A 15,202-nucleotide genomic window follows, 5' to 3' on the forward strand; every position below is an offset into this window, starting at 1 on the left:
CTTCTCAGTCCAGGTCCGCGGGGGAGGCGAGGGTGCCGCGCACGGCGGTGGCGGCAGCGACGAGCGGGGAGACCAGGTGCGTCCGGCCGCCCTTGCCCTGCCGCCCCTCGAAGTTCCGGTTGGAGGTCGACGCGCTGCGCTCACCGGGGGTGAGCTGATCCGGGTTCATGCCAAGGCACATCGAGCAGCCCGCCTGGCGCCACTCCGCGCCCGCGTCGAGGAAGACCTCGTGCAGCCCCTCCGACTCGGCCTGTGCGCGTACACGCATCGATCCGGGTACGACGAGCATCCGCACCCCGCCCGCGACCTTGCGCCCCTTGAGGACCTCGGCGGCTGCGCGCAGGTCCTCGATCCGGCCGTTGGTGCACGAGCCGAGGAAGACCGTGTCGACGGAGATCTGCCGCAGCGGCGTCCCCGGCCGCAGATCCATGTACGACAGGGCCTTCTCGGCGGCCAGCCGCTCGCTCTCGTCGGCGATCTGCTCCGGGTCGGGGACACTGGCGTGCAGCGGCAGTCCCTGCCCGGGGTTGGTGCCCCACGTGACGAACGGCGTCAGCTCGTCGGCGTCGATCCGGATCTCGTGGTCGAACTCCGCGCCCTCGTCGGTGGCGAGCGTGCGCCAGTACTCCACCGCGGCGTCCCAGTTCTCGCCCTGCGGCGCGTGCGGACGGCCCTTGAGGTAGGCGAAGGTCGTCTCGTCCGGAGCGATCATCCCGGCCCGCGCGCCCGCCTCGATGGACATGTTGCAGACCGTCATGCGGGCTTCCATGGACAGCGCGCGGATCGCGCTGCCGCGGTACTCCAGGACGTAGCCCTGCCCGCCGCCGGTGCCGATCTGGGCGATGACGGCGAGGATCACGTCCTTCGCGGTGACACCCGGCTTCAGCTCACCGTCGACGGTGACGGCCATGGTCTTGAAGGGGCGCAACGGCAACGTCTGGGTCGCCATCACGTGCTCGACCTCGGAGGTGCCGATGCCGAACGCCAGCGCGCCGAACGCGCCGTGGGTGGAGGTGTGGCTGTCACCGCACACCACCGTCATGCCGGGCTGGGTGAGTCCCAGCTGCGGGCCGACGACGTGCACGATGCCCTGTTCCGCGTCCCCCATGGGGTGCAGGCGGATGCCGAACTCGGCGCAGTTGCGCCGCAACGTCTCCACCTGGGTCCGGGAGACGAGGTCGGCGATCGGCTTGTCGATGTCGACGGTGGGGACGTTGTGGTCTTCCGTTGCGATCGTGAGATCGGGGCGGCGGACGCGGCGCCCGGCCATCCGCAGGCCCTCGAACGCCTGGGGGCTGGTCACCTCGTGCACCAGGTGCAGGTCGATGTAGAGCAGGTCGGGCTCGTCACCACTGCCCTGGCGCACGACGTGCGCCTCCCACACCTTCTCCGCGAGCGTGCGTGCCATCGCTTCTCTCCGTGGTGGTTTCTCCCCAGCGGTCCCGGCGGCCGCGCGGGAACCACTGCTGGACTTCCCGCAATATGGGAAGTTAGTATCGGCTTGTGGGACAGCATAGCGGCATCGGCGTCTTGGACAAGGCAGTGGCAGTGCTGCACGCGGTGGCGAAGGACCCGTGTGGCTTGGCGGAGCTGTGCAGCAGGACGGGTCTTCCCCGCGCGACGGCGCACCGCCTCGCCGTGGGTCTGGAGGTCCACCGGCTGTTGCAGCGCGGGGCCGACGGTCGTTGGCGCCCGGGTGGCGCGCTCGCCGAACTCGCGGGCGGAGCGACGGATCCCCTTGTGGACGCGGCCAGTTCGGTTCTGCCGCGGCTGCGCGACATCACCGGCGAGAGCGTTCAGCTCTACCGCAGGGACGGCATCGCGCGGGTGTGCGTGGCGAGCGCGGAGCCGCCGAGCGGTCTGCGCGACACCGTTCCCGTCGGCGCGCGCCTGCCGATGACGGCGGGCTCCGGGGCGAAGGTTCTGCTCGCGTGGGCCGATCCGGCGACGCAGCGCGCCGTGCTGGCCGACGCGGTTTTCGGCGAGCGCACGCTTCTGGACGTTCGCCGCCGCGGTTGGGCGCAGAGCGTCGCCGAGCGCGAGCCCGGCGTCTCCAGTGTTTCCGCTCCGGTGCGCGACGCCACGGGCGCGGTCGTCGCCGCCGTGTCCGTCTCCGGCCCGGTGGACCGCATAGGCCGCCGCCCCGGCGCCCGCTGGGCCGCCGACCTCCTGGCCGCCGCCGAGGCTCTCCAGTCCCGCATGTAGCCCGCGCGCCCCACCACGCCTCCCCCAGCCCGGAGCCCCGCCCCCAGCCGGACTCCGGGCTTCTTCATGCCTTGGGCGCGGGTCACCTGCCCCCGACGAAGTCGACCGCACTTCAGAACAGGGGCGGCGCGCCGCACTTCCAGCCAACGGCGCCGCCGAACTTCCCGCGTGGAGGTCGACTTGACCCCCGCATAACGAACCCGCATACGCCGTAACAACCAACAACCAAAGAACGACATACTCAATTAAGCCGTTTTCCGGACTCCCCAGGAAACCGCACGACACGCAAAACCGAACTACCCACAGGTACGCCCACAAACCCAAGCCCCACAAAAGAAAGCTGGAAGGCGACAGCACAACGGCGAAGCCGAGTGCAAACCAGAAGCAACCACAGCCGGGGGTCCGGGGGCGGAGCCCGCCGGCGTGGGGGCGTGGGGGCCCGGCCCCCACAAGGCAATGCGAAAAAGCCCGTACTCACGCATTCCGTGAGTACGGGCTTCCCCGCTTTGTAGCCCCGACGGGATTTGAACCCGCGCTACCGCCTTGAGAGGGCGGCGTCCTAGGCCGCTAGACGACGGGGCCTTGAACTAGGGAGGTGTTTATCCTGCCCTGCTGGGGTACTAGGACTCGAACCTAGAACGGCAGAGCCAGAATCTGCTGTGTTGCCAATTACACCATACCCCACCAGCATTCGGGGCGGTGTTCCAGGGGCCTGGTTTCGGTCTCCGGTGCGCCGTCCCTCGTGCTGAAATGAATACTAGACCACGCCCCCACGATCCTCCAAATCGGCCCCCTTCACGCGCATTCCCGCAGGTCAGCGCGCCAGAAGGGGGCCGGGGAGTTGATCAGGGGATGATCACGTGGCGACCGGGGCCACGTCGCAGACGAGGGCCTCGGGCAGCTCGTCCAGGCTGGTGATGGCGAGAACGCCCGGGGGCACCTCGGCGTGGCTGTCGCCGCGGTCCAGCCAGACGCCGTGCAGCCCGGCGTCGCGGGCGCCGACCGCGTCCAGGTCGAGCCGGTCACCGACGTGCATGACCTGCTCCGGCGGCAGGCCGAGGGCCACCGTGGCGGTGTGGAAGATCGCCGGGTCCGGCTTGGCGACACCCAGCTCACCGGCGATGATCACGTGGTCGAACACCTCGGACAGCCCGAGGTCGGCGATCTTCATCCGCTGCAGGGGACCCGAGGCGTTGGTGATGGCCGCGATGCGCAGGCCCGCGGCCCGCAGCCAGTCCAGGCAGGGCCAGACGTCCTCGTAGACCTCCCAGGCGGCCCGCATGGCCTGGACCCGCAGTTCCTCCCGCCCCGCCAGCTCGGAGTCGGCCAGTTCCACGCCCAGCTCGGCGAAGAAGGCCCTGGTCCGCTCACGCCGCATGGTTTCGTAGTCGACCTCGCCGGTGAGATAACGCGCCAACTGCATTTCGGTAACGCGTTCCCATAACGGCCACGCGTCGTCGTGACCGACCAGCGCGGCGAGGCCGCGCCGTGAGGAAGTCACATAGTCGACCAGCGTGTCGTCGATGTCGAAGCACACAGCACGGATTTGTCCGACCTTCTCGGAGGAGGCGATAGGAGCTAAGGCGGATGTCACCCGGTGAGATTACGCGCCTACCAAGCGATTCTGACTCGGCTAAGGAGGTGATTGTTATGTTCGCTGGCTCGGTCAAGAGCCAGCGGAGCACAACCGTTAGTGCTTAGCCTGCCCCGAGCACGGGCAGTAGTCGCGAAACCGTACGACCGGTAACCGCAACCCCGGAGCGCGCGAAAGCCTCGCGCACCTTCAATCCGAGCCAGCCCACAAGTGCCGACCCGAGCGCGGTTTCCCGCAGCCCGGCGCACCGGCCCCTCGGGTACCCGGCGGTGGCTCCACCTCACGTGCGACAGCCCTTGACGCCGGGCTCCGCCGGGTGCAACCTGAAGTTATTCAACCAGCGTTGAAATTAGGGGTGATCACGGATGGAGCGCACGACCTGCGTCATCGCCGGGGGCGGTCCCGCCGGCATGGTTCTCGGGCTCCTGCTGGCCAGGGCGGGTGTCGAGGTCACGGTGCTGGAGAAGCACGCGGACTTCCTGCGCGACTTCCGGGGCGACACCGTCCACCCGTCGACCCTGACGCTGCTGGACGAGCTCGGCCTCGGCGAGCGGTTCGAACAGGTGCCGCACCGCAAGGTCGACCGGATGCAGGTGATGCTGGACTCGGGCATCGCCCCGTTCGGCGACCTGTCGCGGATTCCCGGCAAGCACAAGCACATCGCCTTCGTGCCGCAGTGGGACTTCCTCGACCTGATCGCCGCCGCGGGCAAGGAGGAGCCCACGTTCACGCTGCGCATGAGCACCTCGGTGACCCGGCTCGTCAAGCGGGGCGGCAAGGTCGCGGGCGTCGAGTACCGCACGGCGGACGGGCGGACCGGGGAACTGCACGCCGATCTCGTGGTGGCGTGCGACGGACGGCACTCGACGGCCCGCACCGGTGCCGGGCTGAAGAGCCGGTCGTTCGGCGTACCGATGGACGTGTGGTGGTTCGGGCTGCCGCGCAAGGCCGACGACCCGACCGGCGGGCTCGGCAGGTTCTCCAGGGGCGAGGTCGCGGTGCTGATCGACCGCGGCGAGTACTTCCAGACCGCCTACCTGATCAGGAAGGGCTCGGACGCGCAGGTGCGCGCCGAGGGGATCGAAGCGTTCCGCCGCCGCGTCGTGCGGCTGATCCCGTGGCTGGAGGACCGGATCGACAGCGTGGAGTCGCTGGAGGACGTGAAGCTGCTCGACGTGAAGCTGGAGCGGCTGACCCGGTGGCACACCGACGGTCTGCTCTGCATCGGCGACGCGGCGCACGCGATGTCACCGGTGGGCGGCGTCGGCATCAACCTCGCCGTGCAGGACGCGGTCGCGGCGGCGCGCATCCTGGCCGGGCCGCTGCGCCGGGGAACGTTGAGCACCAAGGATCTCGCCAAGGTGCAGCGGCGGCGGTGGCTGCCGACGGCGCTCACCCAGGGCATGCAGCGAGTGGTCCACAAGCAGGTCCTCGGCAAGACGCTGGGCGCGCAGCCCCAGGGGACGCCACGGGTGAGCAGGCTGCCGTTGCCGCTGCGCCTGATCCAGCGGTTCCCGTGGCTCCAGGCGATCCCGGCGACCTTGGTCGGCGTGGGCGTCCTCCCGGAACACGCGCCGGACTTCGCCCGCCGCTGATCATCCGTCGAGCGCGTCGACGAAGCGGGTCAACAACTCCGCGAAGTCGGCGCGCTCTTTCGCGCTCCAGCCCCGCATCGCCGCGGCGAAGCGCTCCTGCCGCCGCAGACGCACCTCCTCGACGTGCGCCCACCCCGCTTCGGTCAGCTCCAGCAGCGACCGCCGGCCGTCGTCCTGATCGGCGATCCGGCGCACCAGTCCGGCCGCCACAGCTTTGGCGACGAGCCTGCTCGCGCGCGGCTGGTCCACCGAGAGCAGCTCGGCGAGCGAGGTCACCGAGCACGGGCGGGCCGCCTGCTGCTCCCCTTCCACCGCGTCGGCGAGGGCCGTCAGCGTGGGATCGACGGCGGCCTCGCTCGCCAGGGCACGGCGGGTTTGCCTGCGGCGCACGCGAACCATGGCGCGCTCGACCGCGACCACCGAGAAATCCTGCTTGTCCCGCACTCTGCCAAAGTACATGCTCTATGACATGAACATGCAAGAGGGCATGAGACCGATCGGATACTGGTTCAAGCGGCTGGACGGCCTGCTGGAGGCGGACTTCGCGGCGTCCTTGGCCGACTCGGGGATCGACCGCCGGATGTGGCAGGTCCTCAACACGCTCGCCGCCGGAGCGCGCACCCGCGCGGAGCTGTCGGCCGCGATGGCCCCGTTCGACGAGACCGATGCGGTGGCCGCGCTCCTCGCTCGCGAATGGATCAGCAAGACGGAAGCCACGTTCGCGCTCACGGACGCCGGGAGGGAGGGCCACAGGGCAACGGCGGCGCGCGTACGGGACGCGCGCCGCCGGATCACGAACGGCATTTCCGATGAGGACTACGCCACGACGGTCGCCGTGCTCGACCGCATGGCGGCCAACCTCACCGCTTCTTCTTCGCCACCACCGGGTTCGTGAGGGTGCCGATCCCGTCGACGGTGACCGAGACCGTCTGGCCGTGGTCCATCCGCCCGACGCCCGCCGGGGTGCCGGTGAGGATCACGTCGCCGGGCAGCAGCGTCATGACGTGCGAGACCCACTCCACGAGCGCGGGCACGTCGTGGATCATCTGCGAGGTCCTGCCGTCCTGGCGCACCTCGCCGTCCAGCTCGGTGCGCAGGCGGGTGTCGGCCACGTCGACCTTGGTCTCGATCCACGGCCCGAGCGGGCAGAACGTGTCGTGGCCCTTGGCGCGGCCGAACTGACCGTCCTGCTTCTGGTGGTCGCGCGCGGTCACGTCGTTGGCCACCGTGTAACCGAGGATCGCGCTGAACGCGTGCTCGGCCAGCACGTCCTTGCAGGGGCGGCCGATCACCACGGCCAGCTCGCCCTCGAAGTCGACGTGGTCGGAGCTGGCGGGCAGCCGGATCTCCGCGTTCGGGCCGACCACGGAGGTGGACGGCTTGAGGAAGATCATCGGATCTGCCGGGGCCTCGCCGCCCATCTCCTTGGCGTGGTCGGCGTAGTTGCGGCCGACGCAGATCACCTTGGAGGGCAGGATCGGCGCGAGCAGCCGGACGTCCGCGAGCGGCCAGCGGCGACCGGTGAACTGCACCGGGCCGAACGGGTGCTCGGCGATCTCGGCGGCGGTCAGCGAGTCAGTCGAGTCTTCGGAGCCCTCGATCGCGACGAACGCGACGCCTTCTGGGTGAGCGATACGAGCAAGACGCACTCCGGCAGGGTAACCGAGCCGGGCTAGCGTTCCCGGTGTGCGCCTCCCCGAACTGGTCATCTTCGACTGCGACGGCACGCTGGTCGACTCCGAACGGATCGCGAACGAGGTCTTCGCCGCCCTGATCACGGCGGAGGGACTGCCCACCGGCTTCGCCGAGTGTGTCGAGCGTTACATGGGGCGGTCGGCCGGCTCCTGCGTCGCCGGGATCGAACGGGAGCTCGGCCGTCCACTTCGGACAGATCTGCTCGCCCTGCGCACCGCCGAGGTGGACAGGCGGCTGGCCGGGGAGCTGACCGCCGTCCCGGGCGTCCGCGAGGCGCTGGAGGTGCTCGCCGCGGCGGGAACCCCCGTGTGCGTCGCGTCGAGCAGCACGCCCGCCGAGATCGAGTTCCGCCTGCAGCACACCGGGCTCGCGGAGTTCTTCGGCGGTGCGGTCTTCAGCGCCACCACGGTGCCCAACGGCAAGCCCGCCCCGGACGTCTTCCTGCACGCGGCGAAGGAGATGGGCCGCGCGCCGCAGGACTGCGTCGTGGTCGAGGACAGCGTGACCGGGGTCCTCGCGGGGAAGGCGGCCGGAATGCGGGTGATCGGCTTCGCCGACCTGATGGCCCCGGACGCGTTGCGCGCGGCCGGAGCCGACCAGGTGGTCCGGCACGCCGGCGAGCTGCCGGCGGCGTTGGGCTACCAGGCCAACGCGCGCTGAGACATCGCCTTGTGCACCAAGGCGTCGCACAGCGCCAGCCAGCTCGCCTCGACGATGTTGCCGTGCACGCCGACCGTGGTCCACTCGCGCTTGCCGTCCCTGGACTCCACGAGAACCCTCGTGACGGCGTCGGTTCCGTGCTGGTCGGTCAGGATGCGGACCTTGTAGTCGACCAGCTCGACGTCGGCCAGCCACGGCAGGTGCGGGCTGAGCGCCTTGCGCAGCGCCGCGTCCAGCGCGTGCACCGGGCCGTTGCCCTCCGCAGTCGCGATCACCCGTTCACCGGCGACGTGCACCTTGACCGTGGCCTCGGACACCACGTCGTCCTCGCCGCGGTGGTCGAGCACCACGCGGTAGGACTCCAGCTGGAACGGCGGCTCCGGCAACGGCTCCGCACCGTCCACATCGGACGCTTCGCGGCGCAGCAGCAGCTCCAGAGAGGCGTCGGCCGCCTCGAAGGACCAGCCGCGCGCCTCCAGCTCCTTCACCCTGCGCACCGCGCTGTTGACCGTCTCCGGCCGGCCGGTCAGGTCCAGCCCGAACTCCCTCGCCTTGAGTTCCAGGCTGGCCCGACCGGCCATCTCGGTGACCAGCACCCGCTGCCCGTTGCCGACGGTGGCCGGATCGATGTGGTTGTACAGCTCCGGATCCACCTTGATCGCGCTCGCGTGCAGACCCGCCTTGTGGGCGAATGCCGACGTCCCGACGTAGGCCTGGTGGGTGTCGGGTGCGAGGTTCGCGATCTCCGCGAGGGCATGCGAGACCCGGGTGAGCTCCGACAGCGCTTCGGTGGGTAGCACCGGCATGTCGAGCTTGGTCACCAGGTTCCCGACGACGGCGAACAGGTCGGCGTTGCCGGTCCGTTCCCCGTAGCCGTTGGCGGTGCACTGCACGTGGGTCGCCCCCGCCTGGACCGCGGCGACGGTGTTGGCCACCGCGCACGCCGTGTCGTCCTGGCAGTGGATGCCCACTCGGAAACCCGTGCGGGACACCACGTCCTGCACGGTCTCGGCCAGCCGGAGGGGCAGCTGGCCGCCGTTGGTGTCGCAGAGCACGACCACGTCGGCCCCGGCCTCGACCCCGGCGGAGAGCACGCGCAGCGCGCACTCCGGGTCGTAGGCGTAGCCGTCGAAGAAGTGCTCGGCGTCGAGGAAGACGCGCCGCCCCTGGCCGACGAGGAACGCGACGGTCTCCCCCACCATCGCGACGGCCTCGGACACCCCGGTGCGCAGGGCGCGCTCGATGTGCCTGCGATCGGCCTTGGCCACCAGGGTGATCACCGGTGCCTGCGAGTCGACCAGCGCGCGCACCTGCGGGTCCTCGTCCGGCCGCAGCCCGGGGCGGCGGGTGGAGCCGAACGCGACCAGCGCGGCGTGCCGCAGGTTCAGCTCACCGGCCGCGGCGCGCGCGAAGAACTCGGTGTCCTTGGGCATCGCGCCCGGCCAGCCGCCCTCGATGAAGCCGACCCCGACCGAGTCCAGCAGCCGCGCGACAGCGAGCTTGTCCGTCACGGAGTAGGAGATGCCCTCGCGCTGCGCGCCGTCGCGCAGCGTCGTGTCGTAGACGTGGAAGTCGTCGCCGAGCGGGGTCTCAGCCGGGGTCGTGCGGCTCACGGGGATGCCTCGTTCCTGCGTACAAGGGGCCTGACAAAACAAAAAGACCCCCCGCAGGATGCGAGAGGTCGGCGCGCCGGGAGCTGGAGCTCGTTACCCGGCGCGCTTGGCAATAATGACGCTGTGCTGCGAAAGCATGGTCGGGATAGTGCCACACCCTCGCCTCGCAGACCAACACACGGACGAATGTTCCCAGATCCTGGACACCTCTCCCCCGCCCGCGCTTACGCACCGAATGAGTCGTCGAGGTACTCGTACGCACCGAATGACTCATTCAGTGCGTACAACGGACCAAACGCGGCATTGGGGCGTGCGGCCAGGCGGGCGGGAGGGTCAGGGGCCGGCGCGCCACGCGGTGGCGAGGCGGCGGATTCCCTCGGTGACGGCGCCGGGACCGGCCGCGTAACCGATGCGGAGGAACTCGCGCAGCCCTTCCGACGCCGAGTACGCGGGGCCCGGGACGACGAGAACCCCGTGGCGGCGGGCGCGGGCGGCCAGGGCCACCGTGTCCGACTTCGGCACCCGCACCCACAGCGCGGCCCCGCCGAGCGGACGCGCCCACTCCCACTCCGGCAGGAGCTTCTGCATCGCGGCCTCGGCCGCGGCGAGCCCGGTGGACAGCTGGTCCTTGCGCTGTTCGCGCGCGGAGGCGGTGTGCGCGAGCAGCTTCAGGGCGAGCAACTGTCCGGGGACGGAGCTGCCGAGGTCGGCGGCGTTCTTGACGCGGGAGAGCCTGCCGACGAGGTCGCTGGGGCCGTGGATCCAGCCGACCCGAAGGCCGCCCCAGAACAGCTTGGACAGTGAACCGACGTTGAACACCGTGGCGGGCACCCCGTGCTCGGCGGCGACCGCGGCCAGCGGCGGCGGGGGCGGCCAGACCAGCGAAGTGTCCACTGTGGACTCGTCGTCGATCACCGGGACCCCGGCGGCTGCCGCGGCGCGGACCACGCGGAGCCGGTCGACGACGTTCAGCATCGCGCCGGTCGGGTTGTGCGCGGTGGGCAACAGGTAGACCAGCTTCGGGCGGCGGGCGATCAGCCGCTCCAGCACGTCGACGTCGACACCGCCGGGGCCGCGCCGCCCGGTGCGCACCGGAACGGTGATCACCTTGGCGCCCCGGGAACGGAAGGTCTCCAGGGCGCCCCGGTAGGTCGGCTCCTCCAGCACGATCTCGTCGCCCGGCTGCACCAGGCCCTGCGCGATCAGCTCGACCGCCTGCTGCGAACCGCTGGTGACGATCAGATCGCCGCTGTGCGCGGGAACACCGCGCCGCCCGAGCCGCTCGGTCAGCTCCTCGCGCAGCCGGGGCAGCCCGGCGGCGTAGTACCCGTGGTGGCCGAGGAGATCGCGGTAGTCCTCGGCGCCGACCTTCGTCGCGATCTCGGCGACCATCTGCAGGCCCGGCAGCGCACCGGTGGACAGGTCGATGCTCTCCGGTGGGTCGGCGAGGTCGGCTCCGGTCAGCGGTGCGGGAACCGAGCCCTGCCGCCCCATCCCGAGCGGTCCGCGCGAACGCGGCTCCGGCACCGGGTAGTCCACCCCGGGCCTGCGCACCCAGGTCCCGCTGCCCCTGCGGCTGGCCAGCCAGCCCGCGGCGCGCAACGCCTCGTACGCGGCGACGACGGTGGACCGGCTGACCGCGAGCGCCCCCGCCACCGTCCGCTCGGCGGGCAACCGCGTGCCCGCGGGCAGCTCGCCGGTGTCGATGAGCTGGTGCAAGGCATCGGCCAGGCGCTTGTGCAGCGGACCGTCACCGTCGGTCCAGCCGACCAGCAGGTGCACGAGCCGGGGCGCACCGATCGCTTCACTACGCACACGATCGGTCACTCGCAGTCCACCTCCGCGGAATTGGCCTGGTTATCCGGCGTCCGTTCGGAGCACTCTCTGCTCTCATAACGCGCGAGCCGCTCCTCGGGACGCGAAGCATCCGGACATCGCACTGACTCGGGGTTTCCGGACGTTACCCGCATCGCCCGATCCCAGAAAGGCAGGTCGGTGGCGTGGCAACCGTCGTGCTCGTCGGCACCCTCGACACCAAGGGCGAGGAGTACGCCTGGCTTGCCGAACGGGTGCGGGCCGGCGGGTGCGCCACCCTGATCGTCGACGCCGGAGTGCTCGGGGCGCCCGCGACTCCTCCCGACGTGACCGCCGTCCAGGTCGCGGAGGCCGCGGGGGCCGATCTCGCCGAGCTGCGCGCCGCCGGGGACCGGGGCGCGGCGATGGCGGCCATGGCCCGCGGCGTCGAGGTGATCACGGCCCGGCTGCACGCCGAGGGAAGGCTGCACGGCGTGATCGGCGTCGGCGGCTCCGGGGGGTCCGCCGTCGCCTCGGCCGCGATGCGGGCACTTCCCGTCGGTGTGCCGAAACTGCTGGTGTCCACGATGGCCTCCGGCGACACGTCGCCGTATGTCGGCGCCGTGGACGTCACGATGATGTACAGCGTCGTGGACATCGCCGGGATCAACCGGATCTCCGAGCTGGTCCTGGGCAACGCCGCGGCCGCGGTGTCGAGTATGGCGAATGCCTACCAGCTTGCCAGGCAACGGACCAGCACTTCGGGCAGGCCCCTCGTCGGCGCCAGCATGTTCGGCGTCACCACCCCCGCCGTCGACGAGGCGCGCCGGGTGCTCGGCGAGCTCGGCTACGAGGTCCTCGTCTTCCACGCCACCGGTTCCGGTGGCCGCTCGCTGGAGGCGCTGGCCGCCAGCGGCCTGCTCAGCGGGGTGCTGGACCTGACGACGACCGAGCTGGCGGACGAACTGGTCGGCGGCGTGCTCAGCGCCGGGCCGGAGCGGCTGGAGGCGGCCGGGCGCTGCCGGGTGCCGCAGGTGGTCAGCGTCGGCGCGCTCGACATGGTCAACTTCGGTCCCGCCGAGACGGTCCCGGACCGCTTCGCCGACCGCGATCTCCACGTGCACAACGCCACCGTGACGCTGATGCGCACCACCGCCGAGGAGTCGGCGGAGCTGGGCAGGCGCATCGCCGCCAAGCTCGCCGGGGCGGCCGGGCCGACGGCGCTGTTCCTCCCGCTGCGCGGGGTTTCGGCCATCGACGCCGAGGGCATGCCGTTCCACGACCCCGAGGCCGACGCCGCGCTGTTCGCCGCCCTGCGCGCGGGCGTCTCCGGGTCCCCGGTCGAGCTCATCGAGCGGGACGAGCACATCAACGACGCCGTGTTCGCCGCCGCCATGGCACGCCGCCTGCACGAGTTGATCCAGTCAAGGGGACGGAACACATGAACCGCACTGAGGCACTCGCCCGCCTCAGATCCACAGTGGACAGTGGATCGCCGATCATCGGAGCGGGCGCGGGAACGGGACTGTCGGCCAAGTGCGCCGAGGCGGGCGGCGTCGATCTGATCATCATCTACAACTCCGGCCGGTACCGGATGGGCGGGCGCGGATCGCTGGCAGGGCTGATGCCCTACGGCGACGCCAACGCGATCGTGCTGGAGATGGCGGGCGAGGTGCTGCCGGTGGTGCGCCGGACCCCGGTGCTCGCGGGCGTCTGCGGAACCGACCCGTTCCGGCTGATGCCGAAGTTCCTCGACCGGCTCGCCGACACCGGCTTCACCGGGGTGCAGAACTTCCCCACCGTCGGGCTGATCGACGGTGTCTTCCGGGCCAACCTGGAGGAGACCGGGATGAGCTTCGCGATGGAGGTCGAGATGATCGGCCTCGCCGCCGAGCGCGACCTGCTCACCGCGCCCTACGTCTTCGACGCCGAGCAGGCGCGGGCGATGGCCGAGGCGGGCGCGGACGTGCTGGTGCCGCACATGGGGCTGACCACCAAGGGCAGCATCGGCGCGCGCACCGCGCTGACCCTCGACGAGAGCGTGCGGCGGGTCCAGGAGATGCGCGACGCGGCGGTCGAGGTGAACCCGGACGTCCTGGTGCTCTGCCACGGCGGCCCGATCGCCGAACCGGAGGACGCGCAGTACGTGCTCGACCGCACCACCGGCGTCGTCGGGTTCTTCGGCGCCTCGTCGATGGAGCGCCTGCCCACCGAGACCGCGATCACCGAACAGGTGCGGGGCTTCAAGCGCCTCGCGCGGAAGGGATGACGGTGTACCGACTGACCGTCCTCTACGGACACCCGAAGGACCCGAAGGCGTTCGACGAGTACTACGAGACAGTCCACCTGCCCCTGGCCAGGAAGATGGAGGGCTTCACCGGCTGGACGATCGGCAAGTGCGAGCCGCTGGTCGCCGGGGACGTCCCGCCCTACTACATGGTGGTCGGCCTCTACGCGGAGACCCGCGAGCGGATCGAGGAGATCCTGGCGACCCCCGCGGGCCAGGCCGCCGTCGCCGATGTGCCGAACTTCGCCACCGGCGGAGCCTGGTTCACCTACCACGAGGAGAAGGTCGAGGTCCCGCTCACCCTCGGCTGAGCCCTCCGCCCGCATCGGCTGCCCCCAACCTGACGCCGGTGCACCACGAAAAAGAGAACGGCCCCCGTTGCCCGCGGGGGCCGTTCTCGTTGCTTTCCAGCCCGGTCGGCCCGTCCTGTTACGGGGTGGCGACGCCGGTGCGGGTGATCACGTTGGAGGACACCAGCGCGGCCAGGCGGTCACCGATCGCATAGGTGGCACCGGGGGCGGAGTGGTCCCTGGTGGCCAGGTCGAAGGCGACCGCGGCCTCGATGCGCCGGGCGGACTCGGACTCACCGAGGTGGTCCAGCATCAGCGCGACGGAGAGCACCGCGGCGGTCGGGTCGGCGACGCCCTGGCCCGCGATGTCCGGGGCGCTGCCGTGCACCGGCTCGAACATGCTCGGGTTGCGGCGGGTGATGTCCATGTTGCCGCTGGCCGCCAGGCCGATGCCGCCGGTCACCGCCGCCGCCAGGTCGGTGATGATGTCGCCGAACAGGTTGTCGGTGACGATCACGTCGTAGCGGCCCGGGTCGGTCACCATGTGGATGGTCGTGGAGTCCACGTGCTGGTAGGACACCGAGACGTCCGGGTACTGCAGGGACACCTCCTCCACCACGCGCGACCACAGCGATCCCGCGTGCGCGAGCACGTTGGTCTTGTGCACCAGGGTCAGGTGCTTGCGCGGCCGCGCCGACGCCCTGGCGAAGGCGTCCCGGACCACGCGCTCCACGCCGAACGAGGTGTTGATGCTGACCTCGGTGGCGATCTCGTGCGGGGTGTCCTTGCGCAGCAGGCCGCCGTTGCCCGCGTAGGGGCCTTCCGTGCCCTCCCGCACCACGACCATGTCGATCTCGGGAGACTCGGCCAGCGGGCAGCGCACGCCCGGGTAGAGCCGCGCCGGGCGCAGGTTCACGTGGTGGTCGAGCTCGAAGCGCAGCCGCAGCAGCAGCCCGCGTTCGAGGATGCCGCTGGGCACCGAGGGGTCGCCGACCGCGCCGAGCAGGATCGCGTCGTGCTGGCGCAGTTCACCGAGCACCGACTCCGGCAGCAACTCGCCGGTGGCGTGCCAGCGAGCCGCACCCAGGTCGAATCGGGTGATCTCGGCGGTCGGGACGACCTCACCGAGCACCTTCAGCGCCTCGGCGATCACCTCGGGGCCGATCCCGTCACCTGGGATCACCGCGAGCCGCATGCACACACCTCCTGCGAGCGCGGCCCCGCCGAATCGGGGCCTGTCATGGCGCGAAGGCTACCGGCACGAGAGGTGTTAATTGCATATTCGACGCGCAACTCAAGTCATCTCTCCCGTACTGCGGGACACCCGATCGGGTATCTCCGGTCGTGGGACCCACGACGGAGGGGACCATCAGCACTGCGTCATTAGGCAAATGCCTACCTCCCGGGGTCCGGCTGTCCACAACGCGGTGGTGCCCGGAGTGCGATCCCACTCCGGGCACCACGGTCGC

General features: G+C 70.9%; 14 protein-coding genes and 2 tRNA genes. 7 read left to right on the plus strand and 9 right to left on the minus strand.

The features are described from left to right. Positions 1–4: 4 nt before the first annotated feature. Positions 5–1,408: a 3-isopropylmalate dehydratase large subunit gene (gene leuC, locus BLT28_RS20760; RefSeq protein WP_030429107.1), complete on the minus strand. Its 1,404-nt coding sequence runs from the start codon at positions 1,406–1,408 to the stop codon at positions 5–7. A 95-nt stretch (positions 1,409–1,503) separates the two neighbouring features. On the opposite strand from leuC, the gene BLT28_RS20765 reads away from it, so the two are divergent. After that, positions 1,504–2,205 carry an IclR family transcriptional regulator gene (locus BLT28_RS20765; protein WP_052407195.1) on the plus strand — a complete coding sequence of 234 codons (702 nt, stop codon included), beginning with the start codon at positions 1,504–1,506 and terminating at the stop codon, positions 2,203–2,205. Positions 2,206–2,714: 509 nt separating this feature from the next. Here the strand turns inward: BLT28_RS20765 and BLT28_RS20770 are convergent. The 3 genes from BLT28_RS20770 to BLT28_RS20780 form a co-directional block, all read right to left on the minus strand. Beyond that, a tRNA-Glu gene (locus tag BLT28_RS20770) sits at positions 2,715–2,787 on the minus strand. A gap of 30 nt (positions 2,788–2,817) precedes the next feature. Beyond that, positions 2,818–2,889, minus strand: a tRNA-Gln gene (locus BLT28_RS20775). A 172-nt stretch (positions 2,890–3,061) separates the two neighbouring features. Continuing rightward, on the minus strand, positions 3,062–3,799 hold the full coding sequence (locus tag BLT28_RS20780; protein WP_231950362.1) for an HAD family hydrolase: 738 nt from the start codon (positions 3,797–3,799) through the stop codon (positions 3,062–3,064). A gap of 365 nt (positions 3,800–4,164) precedes the next feature. On the opposite strand from BLT28_RS20780, the gene BLT28_RS20785 reads away from it, so the two are divergent. Continuing rightward, complete coding sequence (locus BLT28_RS20785; protein ID WP_030429104.1) at positions 4,165–5,394, plus strand: FAD-dependent oxidoreductase; 1,230 nt, start codon at positions 4,165–4,167, stop codon at positions 5,392–5,394. On the opposite strand, the gene BLT28_RS20790 is transcribed toward BLT28_RS20785, so the two are convergent. After that, entirely contained in the window at positions 5,395–5,838 is a 444-nt protein-coding gene (locus BLT28_RS20790) for a MarR family winged helix-turn-helix transcriptional regulator (protein WP_030429103.1), read from the minus strand. A 43-nt stretch (positions 5,839–5,881) separates the two neighbouring features. Between BLT28_RS20790 and BLT28_RS20795 the strand changes: the two genes are divergently transcribed. Beyond that, a complete protein-coding gene (locus tag BLT28_RS20795) occupies positions 5,882–6,289 on the plus strand; it encodes a hypothetical protein (RefSeq protein WP_030429102.1) in 408 nt (135 codons plus the stop codon). On the opposite strand, the gene BLT28_RS20800 is transcribed toward BLT28_RS20795, so the two are convergent. After that, the gene (locus BLT28_RS20800; protein WP_030429101.1) at positions 6,255–7,043 is read right to left on the minus strand and encodes a fumarylacetoacetate hydrolase family protein; all 789 of its coding nucleotides are present in this window, start codon (positions 7,041–7,043) and stop codon (positions 6,255–6,257) included. The two genes, BLT28_RS20795 and BLT28_RS20800, sit on opposite strands and share 35 nt — an antisense overlap. Positions 7,044–7,080: 37 nt before the next feature. On the opposite strand from BLT28_RS20800, the gene BLT28_RS20805 reads away from it, so the two are divergent. Next, positions 7,081–7,749: an HAD family hydrolase gene (locus tag BLT28_RS20805; protein ID WP_030429100.1), complete on the plus strand. Its 669-nt coding sequence runs from the start codon at positions 7,081–7,083 to the stop codon at positions 7,747–7,749. Here BLT28_RS20805 and cimA read toward each other — a convergent pair. Both cimA and BLT28_RS20815 read right to left on the minus strand, forming a co-directional pair. Next, positions 7,728–9,362 carry a citramalate synthase gene (gene cimA / locus BLT28_RS20810; protein ID WP_030429099.1) on the minus strand — a complete coding sequence of 545 codons (1,635 nt, stop codon included), beginning with the start codon at positions 9,360–9,362 and terminating at the stop codon, positions 7,728–7,730. The genes BLT28_RS20805 and cimA overlap by 22 nt on opposite strands. A 333-nt stretch (positions 9,363–9,695) precedes the next feature. Beyond that, on the minus strand, positions 9,696–11,189 hold the full coding sequence (locus BLT28_RS20815; protein ID WP_081900217.1) for an aminotransferase-like domain-containing protein: 1,494 nt from the start codon (positions 11,187–11,189) through the stop codon (positions 9,696–9,698). 173 nt (positions 11,190–11,362) lie between these two features. Here BLT28_RS20815 and BLT28_RS20820 point away from each other — a divergent pair, with 173 nt between their 5' ends. The 3 genes from BLT28_RS20820 to BLT28_RS20830 are packed head-to-tail and all read left to right on the plus strand — an operon-like array spanning position 11,363 to position 13,754. Then, positions 11,363–12,601, plus strand: coding sequence for a Tm-1-like ATP-binding domain-containing protein (locus BLT28_RS20820; protein WP_030429097.1), 1,239 nt, complete (start codon positions 11,363–11,365; stop codon positions 12,599–12,601). After that, positions 12,598–13,425, plus strand: coding sequence for a phosphoenolpyruvate hydrolase family protein (locus tag BLT28_RS20825; protein ID WP_030429096.1), 828 nt, complete (start codon positions 12,598–12,600; stop codon positions 13,423–13,425). The genes BLT28_RS20820 and BLT28_RS20825 overlap by 4 nt, the downstream gene beginning before the upstream one ends. Positions 13,426–13,427: 2 nt before the next feature. After that, positions 13,428–13,754 carry an EthD family reductase gene (locus BLT28_RS20830; protein ID WP_172806567.1) on the plus strand — a complete coding sequence of 109 codons (327 nt, stop codon included), beginning with the start codon at positions 13,428–13,430 and terminating at the stop codon, positions 13,752–13,754. Positions 13,755–13,872: 118 nt separating this feature from the next. Here BLT28_RS20830 and BLT28_RS20835 read toward each other — a convergent pair whose 3' ends face one another. Next, entirely contained in the window at positions 13,873–14,928 is a 1,056-nt protein-coding gene (locus BLT28_RS20835) for a 3-isopropylmalate dehydrogenase (RefSeq protein WP_030429094.1), read from the minus strand. Positions 14,929–15,202 lie beyond the last annotated feature (274 nt).

Source organism: Allokutzneria albata (genome assembly GCF_900103775.1).
GTDB lineage: Bacteria > Actinomycetota > Actinomycetes > Mycobacteriales > Pseudonocardiaceae > Allokutzneria > Allokutzneria albata.